The sequence below is a fragment of the Endozoicomonas sp. OPT23 genome, from assembly GCF_009653635.1.
Classification (GTDB): Bacteria; Pseudomonadota; Gammaproteobacteria; order Pseudomonadales; family Endozoicomonadaceae; genus Endozoicomonas_A.
The window spans coordinates 477,220-497,741 of sequence record NZ_PPFD01000003.1; the positions used below are offsets into that span (position 1 = coordinate 477,220).

Below are 20,522 nucleotides of genomic sequence, written 5' to 3' on the forward strand. Positions count from 1 at the left end.
ATGCTTTTTCAAACCAGAAAATGTCAGATGGCATTGTCGTATACGAGTGAATTCAGAAAGACGGAAGAAGGTAAAAGTATTGCAGGTGTTTTCAGAGGTGGAGGTGTCAAAGTAGTAGGGGCAGTTCAACGACAAATCTCGGAAACCGCCGATAGCGGACATGCAGCCATTCAATTTCTTCACCCTGATCAGGCACAACCGGACAAGCTTGTGGTCAGAAAAATTGCTCGTACTGATAATGAACGCACTGATATTGCTAGCGAGAAAAAATTTTTAGGTAAGGTGCAGGGACCCGGTATTCAAAAACTGGTAGAGACTGACTCCAACGTGTTGACAACCGCTTATGCGGGTAAGGATCTGCATCAGCATATGACAATTGCTCTGGACAGCTACGACTCTCCTCTAATTGGACTCACCACAGAAGTTTTTTACCCTCTCGCACTACAGCTAATGACTGCAATTAAGCACACCCATAATAAGAAAGTATTTCACCTCGACATAAAACCGGAAAATGTTTTTGTTTCTGATGATTATACTGAACTAACGCTAGGGGATTTTGGACTCGCAATTGATGTTGACGTTGAACTCAATGATGACTCAGACCCCGTTGAAGCTGTATGTGGAACAGAAGGCTATATTCCTCCAGAAGTTATTAACTCTGGCCCTATTACTCAATTTTCTGATGTTTACTCGGCAGGCGCTACACTGTTCGAAATGCTGACCGGCAAACCTTTTGGAGAGGATTCAAGCAGTGATATTTTCAAAAACGAGGCAAACTTCGCTCGACATAAGCAAAAGCAGCTCGCTATTGTAAAAAAGATCGCCCCTGAACTTAAACCACTACTCGACGCCATGCTGACCTGGTCTTATGAAACAAGATTTCCAGTAGGTGACGCAATTAAACAACTGCAAGACTGTTATCACTTCCACCTCGAGAGTGTAACCCCTGTGTAATTCTCCTCAGTCCTCCTTCAGTCAAAGCATACGTAAAAACATATATACGAAAAATAATATATTTCTGTAAAATGCATTCCTATCCTAGGCAGTCATACTTGCTGTCAGCTTGTTTATCAGGATATACGACATGTATTCCATTTTGTTTTTATGTACAGGTAACTCTGCTCGCTCACAGCTGGCAGAAGCCCTTTTCCGTCAAGCTGCAGGCGATCAGTTTCAGGTGTTCAGTGCTGGAACCGACCCTGATGAGGTTGATGCCCGTGTATACCGCGCGCTCAAGCTTCAGGGAATAACGGCCTCCGACCTGAAAAGTAAAACCGTTGAAGAGTTATCGCAGAACTATTTCGATTACGTCATCACTCTCTGCGACAAAGCCAGCCGTGAATGCGCTGCTTATCCTGAATCGCAAGCACTGGTTCACTGGGACCTGTCTGACCCTCGACCAGAATCTGGACTGAGACCTTTCCTTGATGCTGTCAGTTTCCTTGAGCAAAAAATCACTGAGTTTCTTCAGTTGGGATTTTCAAAGAAACCTCAGCCTGAAGAGTTAACGGTTCAGTTCTTCAAGATACTCAGTGACAAGACCAGACTGCGCACCCTGATGCTGATTGAAGATGAAAAAGAGCTTTGCGTGACGGAACTGGTTGATGCTCTGGATGAAAGTCAGCCGAAAGTATCACGCCATCTTGCTCAGCTAAGAGAAGTTGGCGTTCTGGAGATCAGACGACAGGGGCAGATGATTTTTTATCGCCTGGCGGACGAACTACCTCAGTGGTGCAGAAAAGTTCTCGAGGTTTCTCGAATTGGTAATCCGGCGCTGATAAATCAGGAAAAAATCAGACTGAAACAGTCTAACATTCGATCTGTTTGCTGCCCGAAAGAAAGCAGTGACGCAGCCAGACAATTAAGTATTTGCTAGTAAGTGTTTAGACGCACGTAATCGAATATTAAATGGCTATATCCCCGCCACCGGCGGGGATATAGCTTATGAATTCATATGTTCGGGTACTTAAGAGGTAAGAATATGACTATCAAAGTAGGAATCAACGGCTTTGGCCGTATGGGTCGTCTGGCTATGCGAGCCGCATGGGATTGGCCGGAAATGGACATTGTTCATATCAATGATCCCGCTGGCGATGCCACCACACTGGCACACCTGCTGACCTTTGATTCTGTTCATGGCCGCTGGCAGTACGAAGCCACTGCTGATGGCAAAACCATGTTGATTGAAGACAAAAGTATTTCCACCAGCCAGAACAAAACCATTGGTGAAACAGACTGGTCCGGCTGCGATCTGGTGATTGAAGCATCCGGCGTGATGAAGTCAAAAAAGCTGCTTCAGGCCTATCTTGATCAGGGTGTGAAGAAAGTTGTTGTCACGGCTCCGGTAAAAGAAGAAGGCGTGCTGAATATTGTCATGGGGGTCAATGACCACCTGTACAATGCGGATGAACACAATATCGTTACTGCTGCTTCCTGTACCACCAACTGCCTGGCACCTGTCGTTAAAGTGCTTCATGAGAAGCTGGGTATCAAGCATGGCAGCATGACCACTATTCACGACATCACCAACACTCAAACCATTCTCGACGCTCCCCATAAAGACCTGCGTCGTGCCCGTGCCTGCGGTATGAGTCTGATTCCAACCACTACCGGTTCGGCAACCGCCATTACTCATATATTCCCTGAGTTGAAAGGCCGACTGAATGGCCACGCCGTTCGTGTACCTCTGGCCAATGCATCCTTAACCGACTGTGTCTTTGAAATGGAAAGAGAGACCACTGAAGAAGAAGTTAATGCTCTGTTTAAAGAAGCAGCAGAGGGTGAACTGAAAGATATTCTCGGCTATGAAGAGCGCCCTCTGGTGTCTATCGATTACAAGACAGACCCCCGCTCCAGCATTGTTGATGCACTCTCCACCATGGTTGTTAATGGTACTCAGGTGAAAACCTACCTCTGGTACGACAACGAATGGGGCTATGCAAACCGTGCTGCCGAGCTGGCACTAAAAGTTGCGAAATCGATCAGGTAATTCCGGAGAAGTCGTATGGGCAGGGTAACTGCTGAAAAATTGTCGCCAGAGATTCGTCAGTATCTGATCGTCACAGGCAACTACTGGGCATTTACCCTGACAGACGGCGCTCTTCGTATGCTGGTTGTGCTCCACTTCCATATGCTGGGTTACAGCCCTTTTGAAGTGGCGATGCTGTTTCTGTTTTATGAATTCTTCGGTGTCATCACCAACCTTTTTGGTGGCTGGCTCGGCGCAAGAATTGGTTTAAACAGAACCATGAGTATTGGTCTGTTTATGCAGATAGTGGCTCTGGCCATGCTAGCTGTACCATCCGCGATGTTAGTCGTTCCATGGGTGATGTTTGCTCAGGCATTGTCCGGCATTGCCAAAGACCTGAACAAGATGAGTGCCAAGAGTTCTATCAAAGGGCTGGTTTCTGCGGGTGCTGAAGGCAAACTCTATAAATGGGTCGCACTGCTGACAGGCTCCAAGAATGCTTTAAAAGGTGTGGGGTTCTTCCTTGGTGGATTTCTCCTTGCCACGATAGGCTTCAAAGGTGCCGTGATTGCCATGGCTGCCGCACTTTCTCTGGTCTGGGTATTCTGTCTGCTGTCTTTGAAGCAGGATCTGGGTAAAGCCAAAAACAAACCCAAGTTTTCTGAAATCTTCTCCAAGAGTTCATCCGTAAACCGCCTTTCGGCCGCCAGACTGTTTCTGTTTGGTGCCAGAGATGTCTGGTTTGTTGTTGCTCTGCCCATCTTCCTTGGTGATGCCCTTGGCTGGTCCACCAGCGAAGTGGGTGCTTTTATGGCGCTCTGGGTGATTGGCTATGGCTTTGTTCAGGCCAATGCACCGCGAATTACCGGACGCGGCACTTACAAAACAAAGAGTAACAAAACACCTGACGGTAAATCTGCAACACTCTGGGCAGCTCTGCTGGCCAGTATTCCTGCAGCCATTGCGCTGGGCTTGATGTATCTGGATAACAGCCAGATCACTCTGGTTATAGTCATTGGCTTAATGGTGTTTGGAGCAATCTTCGCCATTAATTCCTCCCTGCACAGCTATCTGATCGTCATCTATGCCAAGGAAGACGGCGCCTCCATGGATGTCGGCTTTTATTATATGGCCAACGCTATGGGGAGATTGATTGGCACGGTACTGTCAGGCTATGTCTATCAGGTAGCAGGACTAGAAGCCTGCTTGTGGATTTCAGCGAGTTTTGTTGCTTTGGCAGCAATGCTTTCTGTATCACTGCCAAGGCATATTCAGTCTCATCAGGACTCTTAAACCGTCGCTGAAGAATCACCCTCAGCCAGTTGGTCAAAGGCGGGAAGGCCGACTAAATCCTTAAAGGCTTTCTCGTCAGCGACTTCATCCCGTAAGGATGGCGATTTCATTATCGCCATTTCAATATCTCGTACCGCAGGTTCAAGTCGACCAAGAGAAGCAGCTGCACATGCTCTCTGCCAGTAAGCAAGCGCATACTCCTCATCCTGTTCCAGCGCCTGATTGGCAAGAGATAGCGCCCAGCGGGCTTCACCCAGTTCCAGCAGGGAATCTGCTTTATAGGTCAGAGCTTCAACATCGTTTTGATTAATCTCGAGAATTTGATCGTAAATACTAATCTGCTCGTGATGGTTGCTCTCAAGTCCGGCACGCATCCAGAGTGAATGAACCTGGTTGGTTTCAGATATCTTTTCCTGAGCAGAGATGATCTGTTCTGATCGGACAACCAGTTTTGTCTCCAGCTCGTTCAATCGCTTTTCATATTCCAGTGTCATCTCGGAGACCTGTCGCTCAACCTGTGAGGTCACCGTTTCCCTGACCTCCCGTAACGATCGCCAACCCAGCAATACCAGAATCGAAGCCGCACCCGTAATAATAAAGAAGATGTTGTTGACGGTGTCCGTTGTATATCGAACAGCCCGATCAGTAGCCTCCAGCCGGGCTTCAGCCACCTTGTTAGTCATCTCAGTTCGCATAAACTGCAAATCCTGTCGAAGCAATTTCAGCTCATCAAGAATGTAACGTTCAATAAACGGTTTATAGAGAGGCTCATCAATATCGGCTTTGGGTGTTTCTGCGGCGCCGGCACGAAGTGATGAGAATGCCAGTATCACGATTAGCATAACCAGCCTGAAATCGAATTGTTTCACTGTTTTTGATAGCCCTTGTTTTTTATTTAGCAGAGACAGCTTCTTCAACCACTTTAGCGGTCAATTAGAGTAAAAAACAACAAACTTCCTATCGATCTCCAAGATACGCCTCTTTGAGGCTGTTTGATAAGTATCGTCCGTAGCGAGGATTGCAGGAAATTGAGTATAAAAATGCGGTTTTGAGAGGAGAATAGCTGGCTATTTGACGAACAAAAACACATTTTTAGATCAATTTACTGTGACCGCAGTAGGACAGATACTTTTCAAACAGCCTCTTAATACTCTGTATCAGCAAGGACTTTTTTCGACACAATCTGCTTCATCCTGACCAGTTTGTCAGCAGTACTGACAAACTACTGAGTATTCACTGCTTCTTTATGGTCTCAATAAGAGGCAAAACTATTCAGGCAACTGACTATGGCAACTCCGCTCTTTTCTGACAAATCACCATCAGAACCCCCTGTAATTATGGCGGCAGATACCACTGACCAGAACTATTCTACGCCCTGCACTAGAGTGTTTGGGCATTTAGTAGGCTTGGAAGAACCAACATTCGGCCTTAGTGATTCAGTCAATGCCGACTGCTCTTCACCGGTCAGCAAGAAACGCAAAGTATCTATTACACCGGAACGAAGAGCGACGCTTTGTCCTAAAAGCGATCTTACAACGATAGAGGCAGATAGCATCAACGATGCTCTTCTAAAACTATATAGGCTCACTCCTGTCCGGAACGGAGAAATTGCCGAGGGTGGGACATCGGTTGTAAAAAGATATAAGGATAATAATGGAACTGTATTAGCGGTAAAACTATTCAATGGTAGAGCTAAACCTGCCTACCTTGGGTGCGCCAAAGGTGAAATATCCGCTTTACAGGTTCCCTGTCATCAGGGAATTACACAATGCCACGGTCTGCTACTGCAACATACAGAAAATGAGCTCTATTGTTTCATTACTTCTGCAGACGATTTTCCCGTTCTGGATGCTGAAAACTATCAAATCAGAGCATCCATTATGGAATATGTTGAAGGTATTGAATCCTATTATGCCGTTTACGGCTGCCGCTCCAGCAATATAAAGCCTGTTACAGATTTACCGGAACCTATTAATGTCTCTGTGAACTGGGGGCTCGAGCTCTGTGAGGTTATTAAGTTTCTTCACGATCATGACTTTATATATCGAGACATCAAACCTGAAAATGTTCTTTATGACTTCAATAGCGGAAAAATCAAACTGGTTGATTTTGGTTTCTGCAAAAAACTGCATGGATTAACGCGGTGCAATAGCTACTGTGGAACTCTGGAGTCTATGGCTCCGGAAATCCTTAAGCATTCTGTAAGCTATGATTTCTCTTCAGAGGTCTGGAGTCTTGGGTTGTTTATTATTGAGATAGCTTTTGATTATTCTCCAGCTGTCTTTAACTCAAAAGGAGAAAGAAAAGAATACTCTGACTACATTACTCGAAAAAAACGGATACGGAGTTATGCCAGGCTCAACGATGACGATAAAAAAGCGCTACTGCGTAGCAAAGTAACCGTGAAAAGCAAGCAGACTGACCAGCTTATAGAACTTATTGGCTATATGACCCGGGAAAAACCCGAGCAGAGAATTACTCTTGATCAGGCTATACAGACGCTGCAGGATATTCAAAAGCAGCTCACGTAATAATTTCCTGCCCTGGTGCAACCTTTAGCACTTTGTTCAGGCCTCGCCCGATATGTCAAAGGTAATAGCGGCTCATATCTGAACGGTAAAAGATCGCCAACTTATCCACTTTTATCAGACACTGGATACAGCAGATATTATTATTTAGAAACAACGACGAAGGGCGCATAAAGCGCCCTTCGTTTTCATATCAATCCAGGATCACTGCTTACCAGTAAACTCCGGATAAGCTTCCATGCCGCATTCAGTCAGGTCAGCCCCTTCGTACTCTTCTTCTTCAGAGATACGCAGGCCAACGATTGCCTTGATCGCACCCCAAACGATCAGTGAAGCACCGAATACCCAAGCAAAGATGGAGGCGATACCCAGCAGCTGACTGCCCAGCGTCGCATCACCGTTGGTAAAGGTGACTGCCAGCAGACCCCAGACACCCACAACACCGTGTACCGAGATAGCACCAACCGGATCATCGATACGCAGCTTGTCCAGAGCAACAATGGCGAAGACAACCAGCGCACCACCGACCGCACCAATCAATGTTGCTTCTACCGCAGTAGGCGTCAGAGGTTCAGCAGTAATCGCTACCAGGCCAGCCAGTGCACCGTTGAGGGCCATAGTCAGGTCAGCCTTACCGAACAGAATGCGGGCGGCAATCAGAGCAGCGATTACACCACCAGCCGCACCGGCATTGGTGTTAACAAAGATCTGAGCGACAGCGTTCGCATTCTCTACATCAGACAGTTTCAGTTGAGAGCCACCGTTGAAGCCGAACCAGCCCATCCACAGGATGAAAGTACCCAGTGTTGCCATTGGCAGGTTGGCACCCGGCATCGGGTTAATGGAACCGTCTTTGCCGTATTTGCCTTTACGAGCACCCAGCAGCAGAACACCAGCAAGCGCTGCAGCAGCACCGGCCATGTGTACGACACCGGAACCGGCGAAGTCCTGGAAACCGGCTTCATTCAGGAAACCACCACCCCACTTCCAGAAACCCTGAACCGGATAGATAAAGCCGGTCATGAATACGGCAAACAGCAGGAAGGACCAGAGCTTCATACGCTCAGCAACGGCACCCGACACGATGGACATTGCAGTTGCGACAAACACTACCTGGAAGAAGAAGTCAGAGCGCAGTGAGTAGTAAGGTGCATCGTCACCACCTGCCGTAACGGCATCAACACCGTTCTCTGCGCCGATCAGAGAACCAAGGACAGGTAGAATGCCACCTTCATTGGTCCCCGGATACATAATGGCGTAACCGCAGATCAAGTACATGGTGCAGGCAATGGCAAACAGCGCAATGTTCTTGGTAAGAATTTCAACGGTATTCTTGGAACGAACCAGACCCGCTTCCAGCATGGCGAAACCGGCCGCCATCCACATTACCAGTACGCCCGATATCAAGAAATAAAATGTGTCCAGGGCGTAGGACACCTGAGTGAGGTTTTCCACAGGATTCTCCAGTATTTTTCTTCTTAAGCCTGTTTCATGAGCCGCAATATATGAGGGATGAGGCTCACAAAATTAAAAATCAGATGGCGTCTACACCGGTTTCACCGGTCCGGATACGAATGATCTGTTCCAGTTCGGTGACAAAAATCTTGCCGTCACCAATCTTGCCGGTGTTAGCAGCGTTAGAAACCGCTTCAATGACCTGATCCAGAAGCTCATCAGAGATAGCCGCTTCCAGCTTTACCTTGGGAAGGAAGTCCACCACGTATTCAGCACCACGGTAGAGTTCGGTATGACCTTTCTGACGACCAAAACCTTTTACTTCGGTCACAGTGATACCCTGCACACCGATATCGGAAAGGGCTTCCCGAACATCGTCGAGCTTGAAGGGTTTAATGATGGCGGATACCAGCTTCATATAAGCGCTCCTGACAGTTCTGTTAACTGATTATTTAGAACATTGGTTCAGCTGACGATGAGACTGCTTCTGCCAGCACCTGTTGTGATAGCTATAGCAGGGGGTGTGCCAACTTGGTGTAGACACCTGAATTAAGGGCTTTTTATAGAATAGAAGGCTATGGGCGAAAGGGATTGGAAAAGAAGGATGCACCGGATTAGATCAGTAAAATATCCAGATTAGGGCTAGCGCACTGAAACGATGCATTAAAGATAAATCACACAGGCTGACGCAATTATTTTTGCTCTGATGGTAACTTCTCCGAGATAAGTAACCGTCTGTAAAACAGGTCTGCTTTTATGAGACAGTCGTCACATAACAGAGCTGATTCTATGACCCGATAGCAAGTAATGCGCTACAAAGCCCTCCAACACTATTTTTTAAAACAATAATCGATTGCATTCGGAAGCTTGTCTTGGAGTTTAAAAATTACCTGAAGGTTCTTGCCGCTAACGATGGTTCAGACCTCTACCTGAGTACTGGTGCACCACCTTGCGCCAAGTTTCATGGCGTACTCAAACCACTGTCTAAAAAAGCACTGGTGCCGGGCGAAATTGCCCAGGTTGCACACGACATCATGGATGCTGAACAAAGAGAAATCTTTGAGCGCGAACTGGAAATGAACCTGGCACTCTCCCTGCACAGTCAGGGGCGTTTTCGAGTCAATATCTTCAAACAACGCAATGAAGTGTCCATCGTTGCCCGTAATATCAAGACCGAGATCCCTAACCTGAAAGACCTTCGCATGCCGAAGATTCTGCCAGAGATTATTATGGCCAAGCGTGGTCTGGTTCTGTTTGTCGGTGGCACCGGCTCTGGTAAATCCACTTCCCTTGCCGCACTGATTGATCATCGGAACAGCAACAGTACCGGTCATATCATCACCATTGAAGACCCGATAGAGTTTATCCATAAGCACAAGCGCTGCATCGTTAACCAGCGAGAAGTGGGCGTGGATACCCGCAGCTTTGATGAGGCACTGAAGAATACTCTGCGTCAGGCTCCTGACGTTATTCTGATTGGCGAGATTCGTGACCGTGAGACCATGGAACACGCACTGGCCTTTGCTGAAACCGGTCATCTCTGTATCTCAACCCTGCACGCCAATAATGCTAACCAGGCACTGGACCGTATTATCAACTTCTTCCCGGAAGAACGTCGTAACCAGCTGTTGATGGATCTGTCCATGAACCTGCGTGCCTTTGTTTCCCAGCGACTGATTCCTACCGTAGATAAGAAGCGTGTGGCAGCGGTAGAGATTCTTCTCGGTACTCCTACGATTCAGGAACATATCCTCAAAGGACAGTTTGAAAAGATCAAGGAAACCATGGAGAAATCAGCAGAGCTGGGTATGAAGACATTCGACGGCGCTCTGTTCCAGCTTTATCAGGAAGGTCTGATTTCACTGGATGAAGCTATGAAGAACGCCGACTCAGCCAACAACCTGCGTTTGAAGGTCAAACTGTCTGCCGGTGAAAAGGCCAGCAAGACTCCAGAGAGAAGTGCTCCACCAAAGCCACCTGCTCCAACTAACAGTTCTGGCACAGGCAGCCTTTCGCTTGAAGCGATTGAAGACGATGATGACGATGACCTGCTGGCGGATATTGCCTGATAGTCAGAGTCCCGTGGTATGCTTGCCCGATTCAATTTTGAGACAAGCCGAGAGCCGTTATGATCGACAAGGCAGCCATTATTAACAACATCGCCGGTAAAGCCGGCGAGATTCTGGGTGGCGAAAAGAGCAAAACCAGAGAAGACATTGAGCACAACATGCGCGCTCTGGTGGGCAGTGCTCTGTCAAAGTTTGATCTGGTCAGCCGCGACGAGTTTGACACTCAAGTCGCTGTTCTTCGTCATACCCGAGAACGCCTGGAAGCACTTGAAAAGAAAGTCGCTGAACTGGAAGGCAAATAAGGTAAAAGGTACCAGTTTCATGCTGGTACCTTGCTTTTAGAGGCTGTTTGAAAGGTGTATCTATCCTGCTGCGGTCACAGCTCGCTCTTTCCCTGACTTTAATTCAAGCCAGTCGTTTGCAGTTTCATACTGCCTTCCGGTAATACAGCAACGCTATATTTCTTTATCCAGGGCAGTAACGTCTTCAGCTGGCTATCCACCACCTTAAAGACTGGATAATGATTATCCTGATTCACAGCAAGTTCTAGTAAATTTTCAGAGTTCTGAGCTTTTGCTGCAAATGATCTTCTAAACTCAGCCGTTTTTGGCTGTTTTGCCATTAATGAAATGCAACGGTTGAGCGACTCTTTCAGCTGCTTCCGAGGAGTGATTTTCCCAACGCCAATACACACTGCACTGTATGCTGATAAATTATCTCTGAACCTTTTGCGCTCAACTTCATCAGTCAGCTTTATACCGTACTCCCAGACGACTGTTTTCAATGTATCAACAGTCTTGTCAGTTTCAGAGAGCTTATCCGTTTTAATTAACTTTTCTGGTTTGAGCAACAAAGGTTCCTCAGGTTCGCGTGAAGCATCATGAACCTCTTTCAGATGACTCCAGGCACCTTCCATAAGGTTTCCCTGCTTGTCAGCCACTTTATATTCGATGTAATACTCAGGAAGATGGGTAACCTGAATGTCAGGGTTCAAAAAGTAATGGTCATAAAAGAAATAGACTGGCCCCATAATAATAACCGAAGCAAAAGCCGCTACCACAGTACTTTTAATGTTCATTCCAAGTCCTGCATAAACTTCCTGACCAGGAAGCAGGCATAAGACCAGCAACATAATTACCGGGAGCAATTTCAACAACGTTGTTTTCAACTTCGTTGTTCTTGCCAAACAAAAGTTGAAAACAGTATCCCTGAAAATAGTTTGTAATCGATGCTGAAGCTTTTTTAAATTCATTAACTTATTTACATATAAATGGATATCAGCAATAAAAAGTAGATTGAAATACTGACATTGCAAGAAACAGGACTAACCATACAAGCAGCCTGAAATAGCCATTAACAAAACTGCTTATGAACAGAAAAAGCACCTCTCGTATCACTTCAGTGATTAAAAAGTGTTCGCGTTCAAAAAACTGCTAACCTTTCCTGCTCTATATATACCAATCAGAATTCTTTTAGGATGCTCATGACACGGCTGGCTGTTGTAAATTCCCGAGCCAAGTGCGGCCTTCATGCACCTGCGGTTTCTGTTGAGGTTCACCTTTCTGCAGGGCTTCCGGCATTGAATATTGTTGGGTTGCCGGAAGCTGCGGTTCGAGAAAGTAAAGACAGAGTTCGAAGTGCTATTTTAAACAGCGGTTTTGAGTTTCCTACTTCACGAATAACCATCAACCTGGCACCTGCAGATCTCCCAAAAGAGGGAGGCCGATTCGACCTGCCTATTGCTCTGGGCATTCTGGCTGCATCGGGGCAGTTGCCCACAGAACCTCTTGAAAACACTGAGTTTATTGGTGAGCTGGCTTTAACAGGGACTCTACGTTCAATATCAGGCGCACTGCCTGCAGCTATTTCCGCCACAGAGGCTAAAAGGACACTGGTTCTTCCCCAATTAAATGCTCAAACCGCGGCACTGTGCCCTGACTCCCGAATACTGGCGGCTGCAGACCTGCTTGCGACCTGTGCTCACATTTTAGGAAAAGAGCAACTTCAGGAAGTATCAACAAAACCTGAGAGTAAATCTGTTACCTATCCGGATCTCTCGGATATACGAGGACAGATGCAGGCAAAAAAAGCGCTGATGACCTCAGCCGCTGGTGCTCATCATCTACTGCTTTATGGACCACCCGGCACAGGAAAAACCATGCTGGCCAGTCGACTGCCCGGCATTCTGCCTGGACTCAATGAACAGGAAGCTCTGGAAGTAACAGCCATACATACATTGTCATCTATCAGCACACCTCCCGACTGGAAGCAGCGACCTTTCAGAACACCGCACCACACGTCGTCAGCAGTCTCTCTTGTTGGTGGCGGGAGTCAGCCAAAGCCGGGGGAGATCAGCTTTGCCCATAACGGGGTTTTGTTTATGGATGAGTTCCCGGAGTTTTCCCGTGTCGCTTTGGAAGTACTGAGAGAACCTCTGGAAACAGGAGAGGTGGTGATCTCAAGGGCAAAAGGACAGGCCTGCTTTCCCGCCAGTTTTCAGCTGGTTGCCGCTATGAACCCTTGTCCCTGTGGCTATCAGGGTGACAGCCAAAAGAGCTGCCGCTGCACTCCGGAGCAGGTCAGAAAATATCGCAACAAACTGTCAGGGCCGCTACTGGACAGGATTGACCTTCATGTTGAAGTGTCTACCCAGAAAACAGCAACATTGTTTTCTGCACCTGACAATGATGACCTGAATTCTGGAAATATCCGTCAAAAAGTGATTTCTGCCCGGCAGACACAAATGACACGGCAGGGTAAATACAATGCCATGCTCAAACCTGCCGAGATAGAGAAGTACTGCAAGCTGGAAAAGGCTGATCAGGATTACCTGACACGACTTTGTGACAAGCTGGGTTATTCAGCCAGAGCCGTGCATCGTATTCTCAGGGTTTCCAGAACTCTCGCTGATCTGTCTCTGGAAGAGCAGATCAGCAAGCAGCATTTAGCCGAAGCAATTCATTACCGAAAGCTGGATCGGGAACCTGCCTGAAGCTATTTTAGCGTCACCTTTTCCAGTAACTCCGGCACCCTTGCATTCCAGCCGAGTTCTGCAGACACTTTTTCAGCCATAGCCGCTGCGGCTGATTCTTCGCCATGGGTGACAAAAACCTGTCTGGGCGGTGTCTTGATACTCTTAAGCCAGCTGACAATCTGGCCACTGTCCGCATGGGCAGAAAAACCATCAAAGTCTCTGATCTTTGCTCGAACCGGTACATCCTGCCCGTGTATTTTGATACTGGCAGCGCCATTTACCAGCTTCTCTCCCCGAGTACCCATGGCCTGGTAGCCAACAAACAAAACGCTGTTTCGATGGTTTGGCAAAATATGTTTCAGGTGATGCAGTACCCGCCCGCCACTGGCCATACCACTGGCAGAAACGATAATCCCGGGGAAGGACTGATCAGCCAGCGCCTTTGATTCCTCAATGGTTCTGACGTAATGCGTCATACTATCTATGCGACGACAATCATCTTCTGTCAGGCGGTGCTTTTCATGGAAACGATGAAAGACTTCTGTCGCTTTAATCGCCATTGGACTGTTTAGATAAATAGGTAGTTTGGGAATGCGGTTATCTGCTCTGAGCTTTTCCAGTATGTGCAGAACCATCTGAGCCCGCCCAACAGCAAAAGCGGGAATCAGAACCGTGCCGCCAGCCGAAGCCGTTTCAGTAATTGCAGAAGCCAGAGCTTCTTCAGCATCCATAGATAAGTGAGTTCGATCACCATAGGTGGACTCCATGACCAGGTAATCAGCCCGTTTCAGGGATTCCGGCGGATACATGATCACATCATCAGGTCTGCCCACATCGCCAGTGAATACCAGCATTTCATGACCATCAAACAGCTCTACGCAAGCGGCACCAAGAATATGCCCTGCTGGACGGAAACGAATGGTGATACCCGGCAGAATTTCATGAAACTCGCCAAAAGGAGAGGGCCACAAATGCTTCAAAGCCCTTCTGGCATCTTCTTCGGTATAGAGTGGCAGGGGAGGGTTGTGCTTGGAGTAGCCTTTATATTTTGCGTATTTGGCATCTTCTTCCTGAAGAAAGCCGGAATCAGGCAGCAGAATTTTACAGAGTTCACAGGTTCCTGGCGTTGCATAAACAGCACCGCTATAGCCCTGTTTGATCAACAGAGGCAGATATCCGCTGTGATCCAGATGAGCATGAGTCAGAACAATGGCACTAAGCTCTTCAGCCTTTACAGGTAAAGGCTGGCGGTTCATCTGACGGTAATGTTTAACACCCTGATAGAGCCCGCAGTCCACCAGTATCTTCTTATCATCAATGGTAACCAGATACTTTGAGCCGGTGACGGTACCCGTAGCTCCGAGAAATTGCAGTTCCATTCACCTTCTCCTTGCCGTACATCCACTTAGATGTGTTAACACACATAACTGAAAATTACGTTGCTCTATCTCCATCGATGGCAGAGATAGAGCTTATGCATTCGTATGTCCGGATACGTACTATCGGAACAGATAACTGTTAATTCATGGCTGACCTGAGTCAAAGTAACCTGACAACTATTTCTACTCGGTTTATTGATATACTGGCTCTTTCCTCTCTGACCCAGAACCCCACTCGTGCATAGACTCAACGACCGACAGGCCGAAGCCGTAAAATACATCGACACTCCGCTGCTGGTACTGGCAGGTGCAGGCAGTGGCAAGACCAGTGTAATCACCACCAAGATTGCCTATCTGATTCAGGAATGCGGTCTCAGTGCCCGAAGCATTATTGCCGTAACTTTTACCAACAAGGCCGCGCGAGAAATGAAGGAGCGGGTTGGTAAGCTGGTCAAAGGCAAGGCTTCCCATGGTTTAACGGTTTCCACTTTTCACAACCTGGGTCTTAATCTGATTCGCCGTGAATATAAAACCCTTGGCTACAAGCCCGGCTTCTCGATTTTTGATGCTCAGGACGCTCACGCTCTGATTGGCGAACTGATGCAGCGTGAGATGGGGTCTGATGACGAAAGCGTGGATACCGTTCAACATACTATATCCAGCTGGAAGAATGACCTTATTCTGCCAGATCAGGCGATGATGAATGCCCGCCAGCCCCACGAACAGCTGGCAGCCAGAGTTTATGAACACTACAACCGAACCCTGAAAGCCTATAACGCAGTCGATTTTGATGATCTGATTTTACAGCCGGTCATGTTGTTCAGAGAGCACCCGGAAGTACTGGAACGCTGGCAGAAGAAAATTCACTACGTTTTGGTGGATGAGTATCAGGACACCAACGGTGCCCAATACGAGCTGATCAGCAAGCTGGTCGGCATTCGTGGCAAGCTGACCGTGGTAGGTGACGATGACCAGTCTATCTATGCATGGCGGGGTGCACGACCAGAGAACCTGGCGTTGCTGAATGAAGACTATCCTTCCCTGAAGGTCATCAAGCTGGAGCAGAATTACCGCTCCACCAGCCGTATTCTGAAATCAGCCAACACCTTGATTGCCAACAACCCCCACGTCTTTGATAAGACACTGTGGAGTGAGCTGGGCATGGGCGACATGATTCGTGTAGTAAAGTGTCGCAATGATGAAATGGAATGCGAACGCATCGCCACCGAAATTCTTACCCGCAAGCTTAAAGGTGATAGCAGCTGGAAAGACTACGCCATTCTTTATCGCGGTAACTTTCAGTCTCGATTGCTGGAAATGAAGTTTCAGCATCACCAGGTTCCTTATCACATTAATGGCGGTACGTCGTTTTTTTCACGAGCTGAAGTCAAAGACATCATGGCTTACCTGCGGCTGCTGGTGAATCAGGATGATGACAATGCTTTCCTTCGTGTAGTGAACGTGCCTCGTCGTGAAATCGGCCCTTCCACACTGGAGAAACTGGGTAACTACGCCAGCGACAATGATGTAAGCCTTTACGCCGCCTGCCACGACGCAGCACTGTCAGAGGTTATTTCCGGCAAGTATCTGGAAAAGTTACAAAGATTTGTCAGCTGGATGGACACCGTTTCCCGAAACAGTCAGACCAGTGAAGACCCGATACAAATCATTCGGGAAATGGTAGAAGACTGCGATTACGAGAACTGGCTGTTTCAGACGACGCCAACTCCGGCAGGTGCGGAAAAACGAATGGGCAATGTCTCATTCCTCATTGATTCCCTGCAACAGAGCCTTGAACGAGGCGATGAAGACGCCACTGTTGAAGACGCCATTGCCCGCCTGATTCTCCGTGACATGATGGAGCGACAGGAAGAAGAAGAAGACAACGACAAGGTACAGATGCTGACCCTTCATGCCTCCAAAGGTCTGGAATACCCTCATGTTTATATGATGGGTATGGAAGAAGAACTTCTACCTCATAGAACCAGTATTGAAGAAGATAATATTGAAGAAGAACGTCGACTGACTTATGTAGGCATCACCCGAGCCAGAAAGTCACTGACCATGACTCTGGCCGGACAACGCAAACAATACGGCGAGGTGATAGATACTACCCCAAGCCGTTTTCTTGATGAACTGCCCCAGGAAGATCTGGAGTATTCAGGCTTTGATAAGAAATCCTCTAAAGAACAAACCCAGCTAACGGGTAATGCAGCTCTGGCCATGTTGAGAAACAGGCTCAGTGAGTAAGTACTAAGGGGAGTGTTCAAGCCATTTTCCCGTCCATAGCGGGCAAATGGCTATTTAATTACAACTCATCTTTAGAGAAAGTCAACCGCGCAACACCTGCAGCAGCAATACCTGCCTTGAACTCAGCGGGTGTAACAATGATTACAGTGTTCCAAAGTTCACCCAAACGTCGCTTAAGTGAATCTCGAATACTCGCTAATGCATTCAAATCAAGCTCACCAATCAATATCAGAGGCGCTTCTTTTAATTTTTTGCTCTCTCTTTTTTCAGCAAGTTTTTGAGCCAGCTCAACAATAGGATCTTCTATTGTCGAAACCGCCATTGCAGAGAGCTCCTTTATTCCACTCTCCCATATCTGCTGATCCATATCATCAGGCTTTTGTGTCATTGATGGATCAAGCGCCTGAGTAACGGTATAGCCCGCTTCACTCACCATAATCGAAGGACGAGAAACTTTTGGGTCATAACCTGCCTTTTCAATCATTTCGTTAGAAGTGTAGAGCCTTGAGAAGTAATGATTGAATCGTCTGGTCGGTAATCCAGGTACTGGATATCCAACTTGTGGGTTGTTCAGTAGTGCCCCCATTACTATCTGTGCGTAGAGCCGCACAATGGGAGCCAGATCGAGAACTTTCAATTCAGGCAGTTTTAAATCCTGAGCTGTCACATTAAAGGCAAGGTACTTTAAATAACGATTCTGAAACTCCTTACCCAGAGTGAATTCGCCGCCCTGAGGCACTCTGTTTTTATAAAGCTCTGTATTTGAACCTTCAACGAGCACACCATCTCGAATCATGTAACCAATGGCATAGGTTGTCAGCTGAAGAAAGTCAGCATTATTTAATATGGAATCAGACATCGCTTTCAATCGAACAGCATCGGCCAGCGCTTTGTGCTCACCTTCCATTTTTCGAGCAGCGCTACCTGACAATTCGAAGCCGCGCTGTGAAAGAATATTTGTATAGTCATGCCAGATAAACGTTTCTTTGGTGACCACTTCTGTCGACAGAGGATAAACACGTTCTTTGTCAGCATAGTACTCATAACCAGCAATACCGATATAGAAACCGGATAGAGTGACTGGCTCAACGCTATCATGCTTCCTGGCACTGCAGGCAATTGATTTTTTGAGCTGATCAAGGGCAACAGCAAACAGAACTCCTTCAGAGTCTGTGTTCTCAATAGTTCCCGGATGCCCCATGCCTTCCAATGAAGTCATTGAAACATCTCTACCCTTACAGGTATAGGAAACATGAACTGGACTGGCTGTACCACTGGCAATCACCTGTCCGGGATTTTCACGTGATGTCAGGACCACATGGGCTTCACTGTTGCTTTCGTATAAAACAATGACTTTATTCTTATCAGACAGGTCGGCCTGACTCGCCAGAGATACTGTCAGGGCCGAGAGAGCCACAATATATTTCAACCAGTCCGTCTTCATAATCTACTCCAAATGATCATTCCAGAATGCTTCATTTAAAGTAGACAGTATCCCTATAGAAATAATTCCTGATGAGTGTCAGTTTAAAATCAAACTTGCCGCCACCAACCACATGGCCACACACACCAGAAGATCAATCACTTTCCAGACGCGGGGAGATGAGACCAGCGGCGCCAGTTTAGCCGCACCAAAAGTGAGACCATAGAACCAAATTAGTGATGCTGTGGCAGCACCCACTACAAATAACCAGCGTTGTTCACCATATTGGGCACCGATACCGCCCAATAGAATCATGGTATCCAAATAAACATGAGGGTTCAGATAGGTGACTGCGAGAGTAGCCAAAGCGACTTTCTGCCAACTGGCTTTCAGCGCTTTCTCTGCCACCAGCTGTTCAGTGTGAAACACTTTTCGCAAGGACATAAAGCCAAATAGAATGAGGTAGGCCGCACCGCCCCAGCGGGCAATAGACAGCAACAGTGGCTGTCCCTGAATCAAGGCACCAAGCCCCATGACTCCTGCAAAAATCAGAAAGACATCACTGACGGCACATATACTGGCAGCCAGTATGTGATGCTCACGCCTCAGGCTCTGCCCCAGCAAAAAAGCATTCTGACTGCCAATGGCAATAATCAAGCCGCCACTGAGTAACAGGCCTTTCATGTATATTTCAAACATAGAGATACTGCACTGATGATTCGATTGTTGAGAACGAAGACATATCCGCACCCGGATGCTTCTTCCTGCATTATTTCGAGCTATTAAACCGTGATTAATCTCATTCGAAAAATTAATATATGTAAATTCACATAAGAATTTCTAATAACTGCTTGTACCCAAGAGCAGCCAACGACCCCACATCTTCAAAGGCGAAGGGTATAACGATGTTTGATTACAAACTACTGGCAGCCCTGACCGAGGTTGTGCATCAGGGCAGTTTTGAACGGGCTGCGCAGTCACTCGCTCTGACCCAGTCTGCTGTTTCTCAACGAATCAAACTACTGGAGCAGCGAGTTGGCCTGCCATTGCTGGTTCGTTCAACGCCAGTACAGGCAACAGAAGAGGGCATGAAGCTGATTCAGCACAGTCGACAGGTGCAGCTTCTTGAGCGAGACCTTATGACTGGCCTTCAGCAGACGTCTGAGCAAACGTTTCAAACTGTGCACCTTGCCGTGAATGCTGATTCACTTGCTACCTGGCTACCAGCAATATTCAGCCCACTCTTTGAAAAAAATATTCTGCTGAATTTCACACTGGATGATCAGGATGTTACTCACGAATATCTGAAAGCCGGATCAGTGATGGGCTGTATCACGACAAAACAGCAACCCCATCAAGGCTGTCGCAGCGAGAAACTCGGAGAGATGGAATATATAACAGTGGCAACACCGGAATTTGTCGATCGTTATAAAAATCATTCTTTCTCTGATATTCCAACCATCGAGTTTGGTTGCAACGACAACCTTCATAATGAGTTTCTGATGGAGCATTTTAGTTTACAGCCGGGACAGTACCCTGCTCACAAACTACCTTCCACCGAAGCCTTTCTTGATGCTGCCCGCGCCGGTATTGCCTATGCAATAGCGCCAAGATTACAGGCTCAACCCTTTCTTGATACTCAGGAAGTCATAGAAATGACTCCGGAAAAGACCATCACTGTTCCACTTTACTGGCATTACTGGAGCTTAACATCAGAGATTATGGAGGAAGTCAGTCACTGTATTCTGAAAAGTGCAAAACAAATTTTAAAATGAATAGAAAAGCACTTTCCATCTAACCTGTTTATTCTTTATCGAAAATCACAAACAATAAAAGTTCAATAATTTTTGAAAATAGACCTGCATCAACAAATCCATTATCAACGACGAATGTCGCTTGCGGACAACACCTATATATGCGAAATTCTAAACGCTTAACAAAAAAGCAACAAAAGTAGTCCAGAATACCGGCCTCAGTGACTGGTATTGAACCACCTTATGCTGACTGCAATTGTTTAAGAAGTGCAATTAAGACGTACAGTTAAGAAATAGAAGACAGCCACATACTAATTATATAAACGGAGTCTTACATAAATGGTTAGCCCCAAACGCGATCCCATGAGCCTGTTGATCACGGCCTTTGTTCTAGCTGTCCTTACCACAGCAGCTACCGTAACAATAAGC

The 20,522-nt window shown here is 46.9% G+C and carries 17 protein-coding genes; 10 read left to right on the plus strand and 7 right to left on the minus strand.

The genetic code is table 11. The annotated features are described in order from the left end of the window. The 4 genes from EOPP23_RS07940 (at position 1) to arsJ (ending at position 4,261) form a co-directional block, all read left to right on the plus strand. Positions 1-954: a protein kinase gene (locus EOPP23_RS07940; protein ID WP_153765423.1), complete on the plus strand. Its 954-nt coding sequence runs from the start codon at positions 1-3 to the stop codon at positions 952-954. A gap of 130 nt (positions 955-1,084) precedes the next feature. Further along, on the plus strand, positions 1,085-1,876 hold the full coding sequence (locus EOPP23_RS07945; RefSeq protein ID WP_153765424.1) for a metalloregulator ArsR/SmtB family transcription factor: 792 nt from the start codon (positions 1,085-1,087) through the stop codon (positions 1,874-1,876). A gap of 105 nt (positions 1,877-1,981) precedes the next feature. Further along, positions 1,982-2,989 carry an ArsJ-associated glyceraldehyde-3-phosphate dehydrogenase gene (locus tag EOPP23_RS07950; protein WP_153765425.1) on the plus strand — a complete coding sequence of 336 codons (1,008 nt, stop codon included), beginning with the start codon at positions 1,982-1,984 and terminating at the stop codon, positions 2,987-2,989. Positions 2,990-3,004: 15 nt separating this feature from the next. Then, the gene (gene arsJ / locus EOPP23_RS07955) at positions 3,005-4,261 is read left to right on the plus strand and encodes an organoarsenical effux MFS transporter ArsJ (RefSeq protein ID WP_153765426.1); all 1,257 of its coding nucleotides are present in this window, start codon (positions 3,005-3,007) and stop codon (positions 4,259-4,261) included. Here the strand turns inward: arsJ and EOPP23_RS07960 are convergent. Further along, the gene (locus EOPP23_RS07960; RefSeq protein WP_370514711.1) at positions 4,258-5,130 is read right to left on the minus strand and encodes a tetratricopeptide repeat protein; all 873 of its coding nucleotides are present in this window, start codon (positions 5,128-5,130) and stop codon (positions 4,258-4,260) included. The genes arsJ and EOPP23_RS07960 overlap by 4 nt on opposite strands. Before the next feature lie 417 nt (positions 5,131-5,547). Here EOPP23_RS07960 and EOPP23_RS07965 point away from each other — a divergent pair, with 417 nt between their 5' ends. Beyond that, positions 5,548-6,792 carry a protein kinase gene (locus tag EOPP23_RS07965; protein WP_153765427.1) on the plus strand — a complete coding sequence of 415 codons (1,245 nt, stop codon included), beginning with the start codon at positions 5,548-5,550 and terminating at the stop codon, positions 6,790-6,792. A 201-nt stretch (positions 6,793-6,993) separates the two neighbouring features. On the opposite strand, the gene EOPP23_RS07970 is transcribed toward EOPP23_RS07965, so the two are convergent. After that, on the minus strand, positions 6,994-8,244 hold the full coding sequence (locus EOPP23_RS07970; protein WP_370514712.1) for an ammonium transporter: 1,251 nt from the start codon (positions 8,242-8,244) through the stop codon (positions 6,994-6,996). 79 nt (positions 8,245-8,323) lie between these two features. Beyond that, positions 8,324-8,662: a P-II family nitrogen regulator gene (glnK, locus tag EOPP23_RS07975; RefSeq protein WP_153765429.1), complete on the minus strand. Its 339-nt coding sequence runs from the start codon at positions 8,660-8,662 to the stop codon at positions 8,324-8,326. Positions 8,663-9,116: 454 nt separating this feature from the next. Between glnK and EOPP23_RS07980 the strand changes: the two genes are divergently transcribed. Both EOPP23_RS07980 and EOPP23_RS07985 read left to right on the plus strand, forming a co-directional pair. Continuing rightward, complete coding sequence (locus EOPP23_RS07980; RefSeq protein ID WP_153765430.1) at positions 9,117-10,313, plus strand: PilT/PilU family type 4a pilus ATPase; 1,197 nt, start codon at positions 9,117-9,119, stop codon at positions 10,311-10,313. 59 nt (positions 10,314-10,372) lie between these two features. After that, on the plus strand, positions 10,373-10,615 hold the full coding sequence (locus EOPP23_RS07985; protein WP_153765431.1) for an accessory factor UbiK family protein: 243 nt from the start codon (positions 10,373-10,375) through the stop codon (positions 10,613-10,615). 98 nt (positions 10,616-10,713) lie between these two features. Here EOPP23_RS07985 and EOPP23_RS07990 read toward each other — a convergent pair whose 3' ends face one another. Continuing rightward, positions 10,714-11,628 carry a hypothetical protein gene (locus EOPP23_RS07990; protein ID WP_153765432.1) on the minus strand — a complete coding sequence of 305 codons (915 nt, stop codon included), beginning with the start codon at positions 11,626-11,628 and terminating at the stop codon, positions 10,714-10,716. Positions 11,629-11,796: 168 nt separating this feature from the next. Here EOPP23_RS07990 and EOPP23_RS07995 point away from each other — a divergent pair, with 168 nt between their 5' ends. After that, positions 11,797-13,305 (plus strand): YifB family Mg chelatase-like AAA ATPase, encoded by a 1,509-nt coding sequence (locus EOPP23_RS07995; protein WP_153765433.1) that lies wholly within the window; start codon positions 11,797-11,799, stop codon positions 13,303-13,305. A 2-nt stretch (positions 13,306-13,307) separates the two neighbouring features. Here the strand turns inward: EOPP23_RS07995 and EOPP23_RS08000 are convergent, their stop codons facing one another. Continuing rightward, a complete protein-coding gene (locus EOPP23_RS08000) occupies positions 13,308-14,666 on the minus strand; it encodes an MBL fold metallo-hydrolase RNA specificity domain-containing protein (protein WP_153765434.1) in 1,359 nt (452 codons plus the stop codon). A 237-nt stretch (positions 14,667-14,903) separates the two neighbouring features. Here EOPP23_RS08000 and rep point away from each other — a divergent pair, with 237 nt between their 5' ends. Continuing rightward, positions 14,904-16,916 (plus strand): DNA helicase Rep, encoded by a 2,013-nt coding sequence (gene rep, locus EOPP23_RS08005; protein WP_370514713.1) that lies wholly within the window; start codon positions 14,904-14,906, stop codon positions 16,914-16,916. A gap of 58 nt (positions 16,917-16,974) precedes the next feature. Here rep and EOPP23_RS08010 read toward each other — a convergent pair whose 3' ends face one another. Both EOPP23_RS08010 and EOPP23_RS08015 read right to left on the minus strand, forming a co-directional pair. Beyond that, complete coding sequence (locus tag EOPP23_RS08010; protein WP_153765435.1) at positions 16,975-18,360, minus strand: hypothetical protein; 1,386 nt, start codon at positions 18,358-18,360, stop codon at positions 16,975-16,977. A gap of 78 nt (positions 18,361-18,438) precedes the next feature. Next, a complete protein-coding gene (locus EOPP23_RS08015) occupies positions 18,439-19,038 on the minus strand; it encodes a LysE/ArgO family amino acid transporter (protein WP_153765436.1) in 600 nt (199 codons plus the stop codon). Between the two features lie 206 nt (positions 19,039-19,244). Between EOPP23_RS08015 and EOPP23_RS08020 the strand changes: the two genes are divergently transcribed. Beyond that, complete coding sequence (locus EOPP23_RS08020) at positions 19,245-20,114, plus strand: LysR family transcriptional regulator ArgP (RefSeq protein ID WP_153765437.1); 870 nt, start codon at positions 19,245-19,247, stop codon at positions 20,112-20,114. The last annotated feature ends 408 nt before the right edge of the window (positions 20,115-20,522 follow it).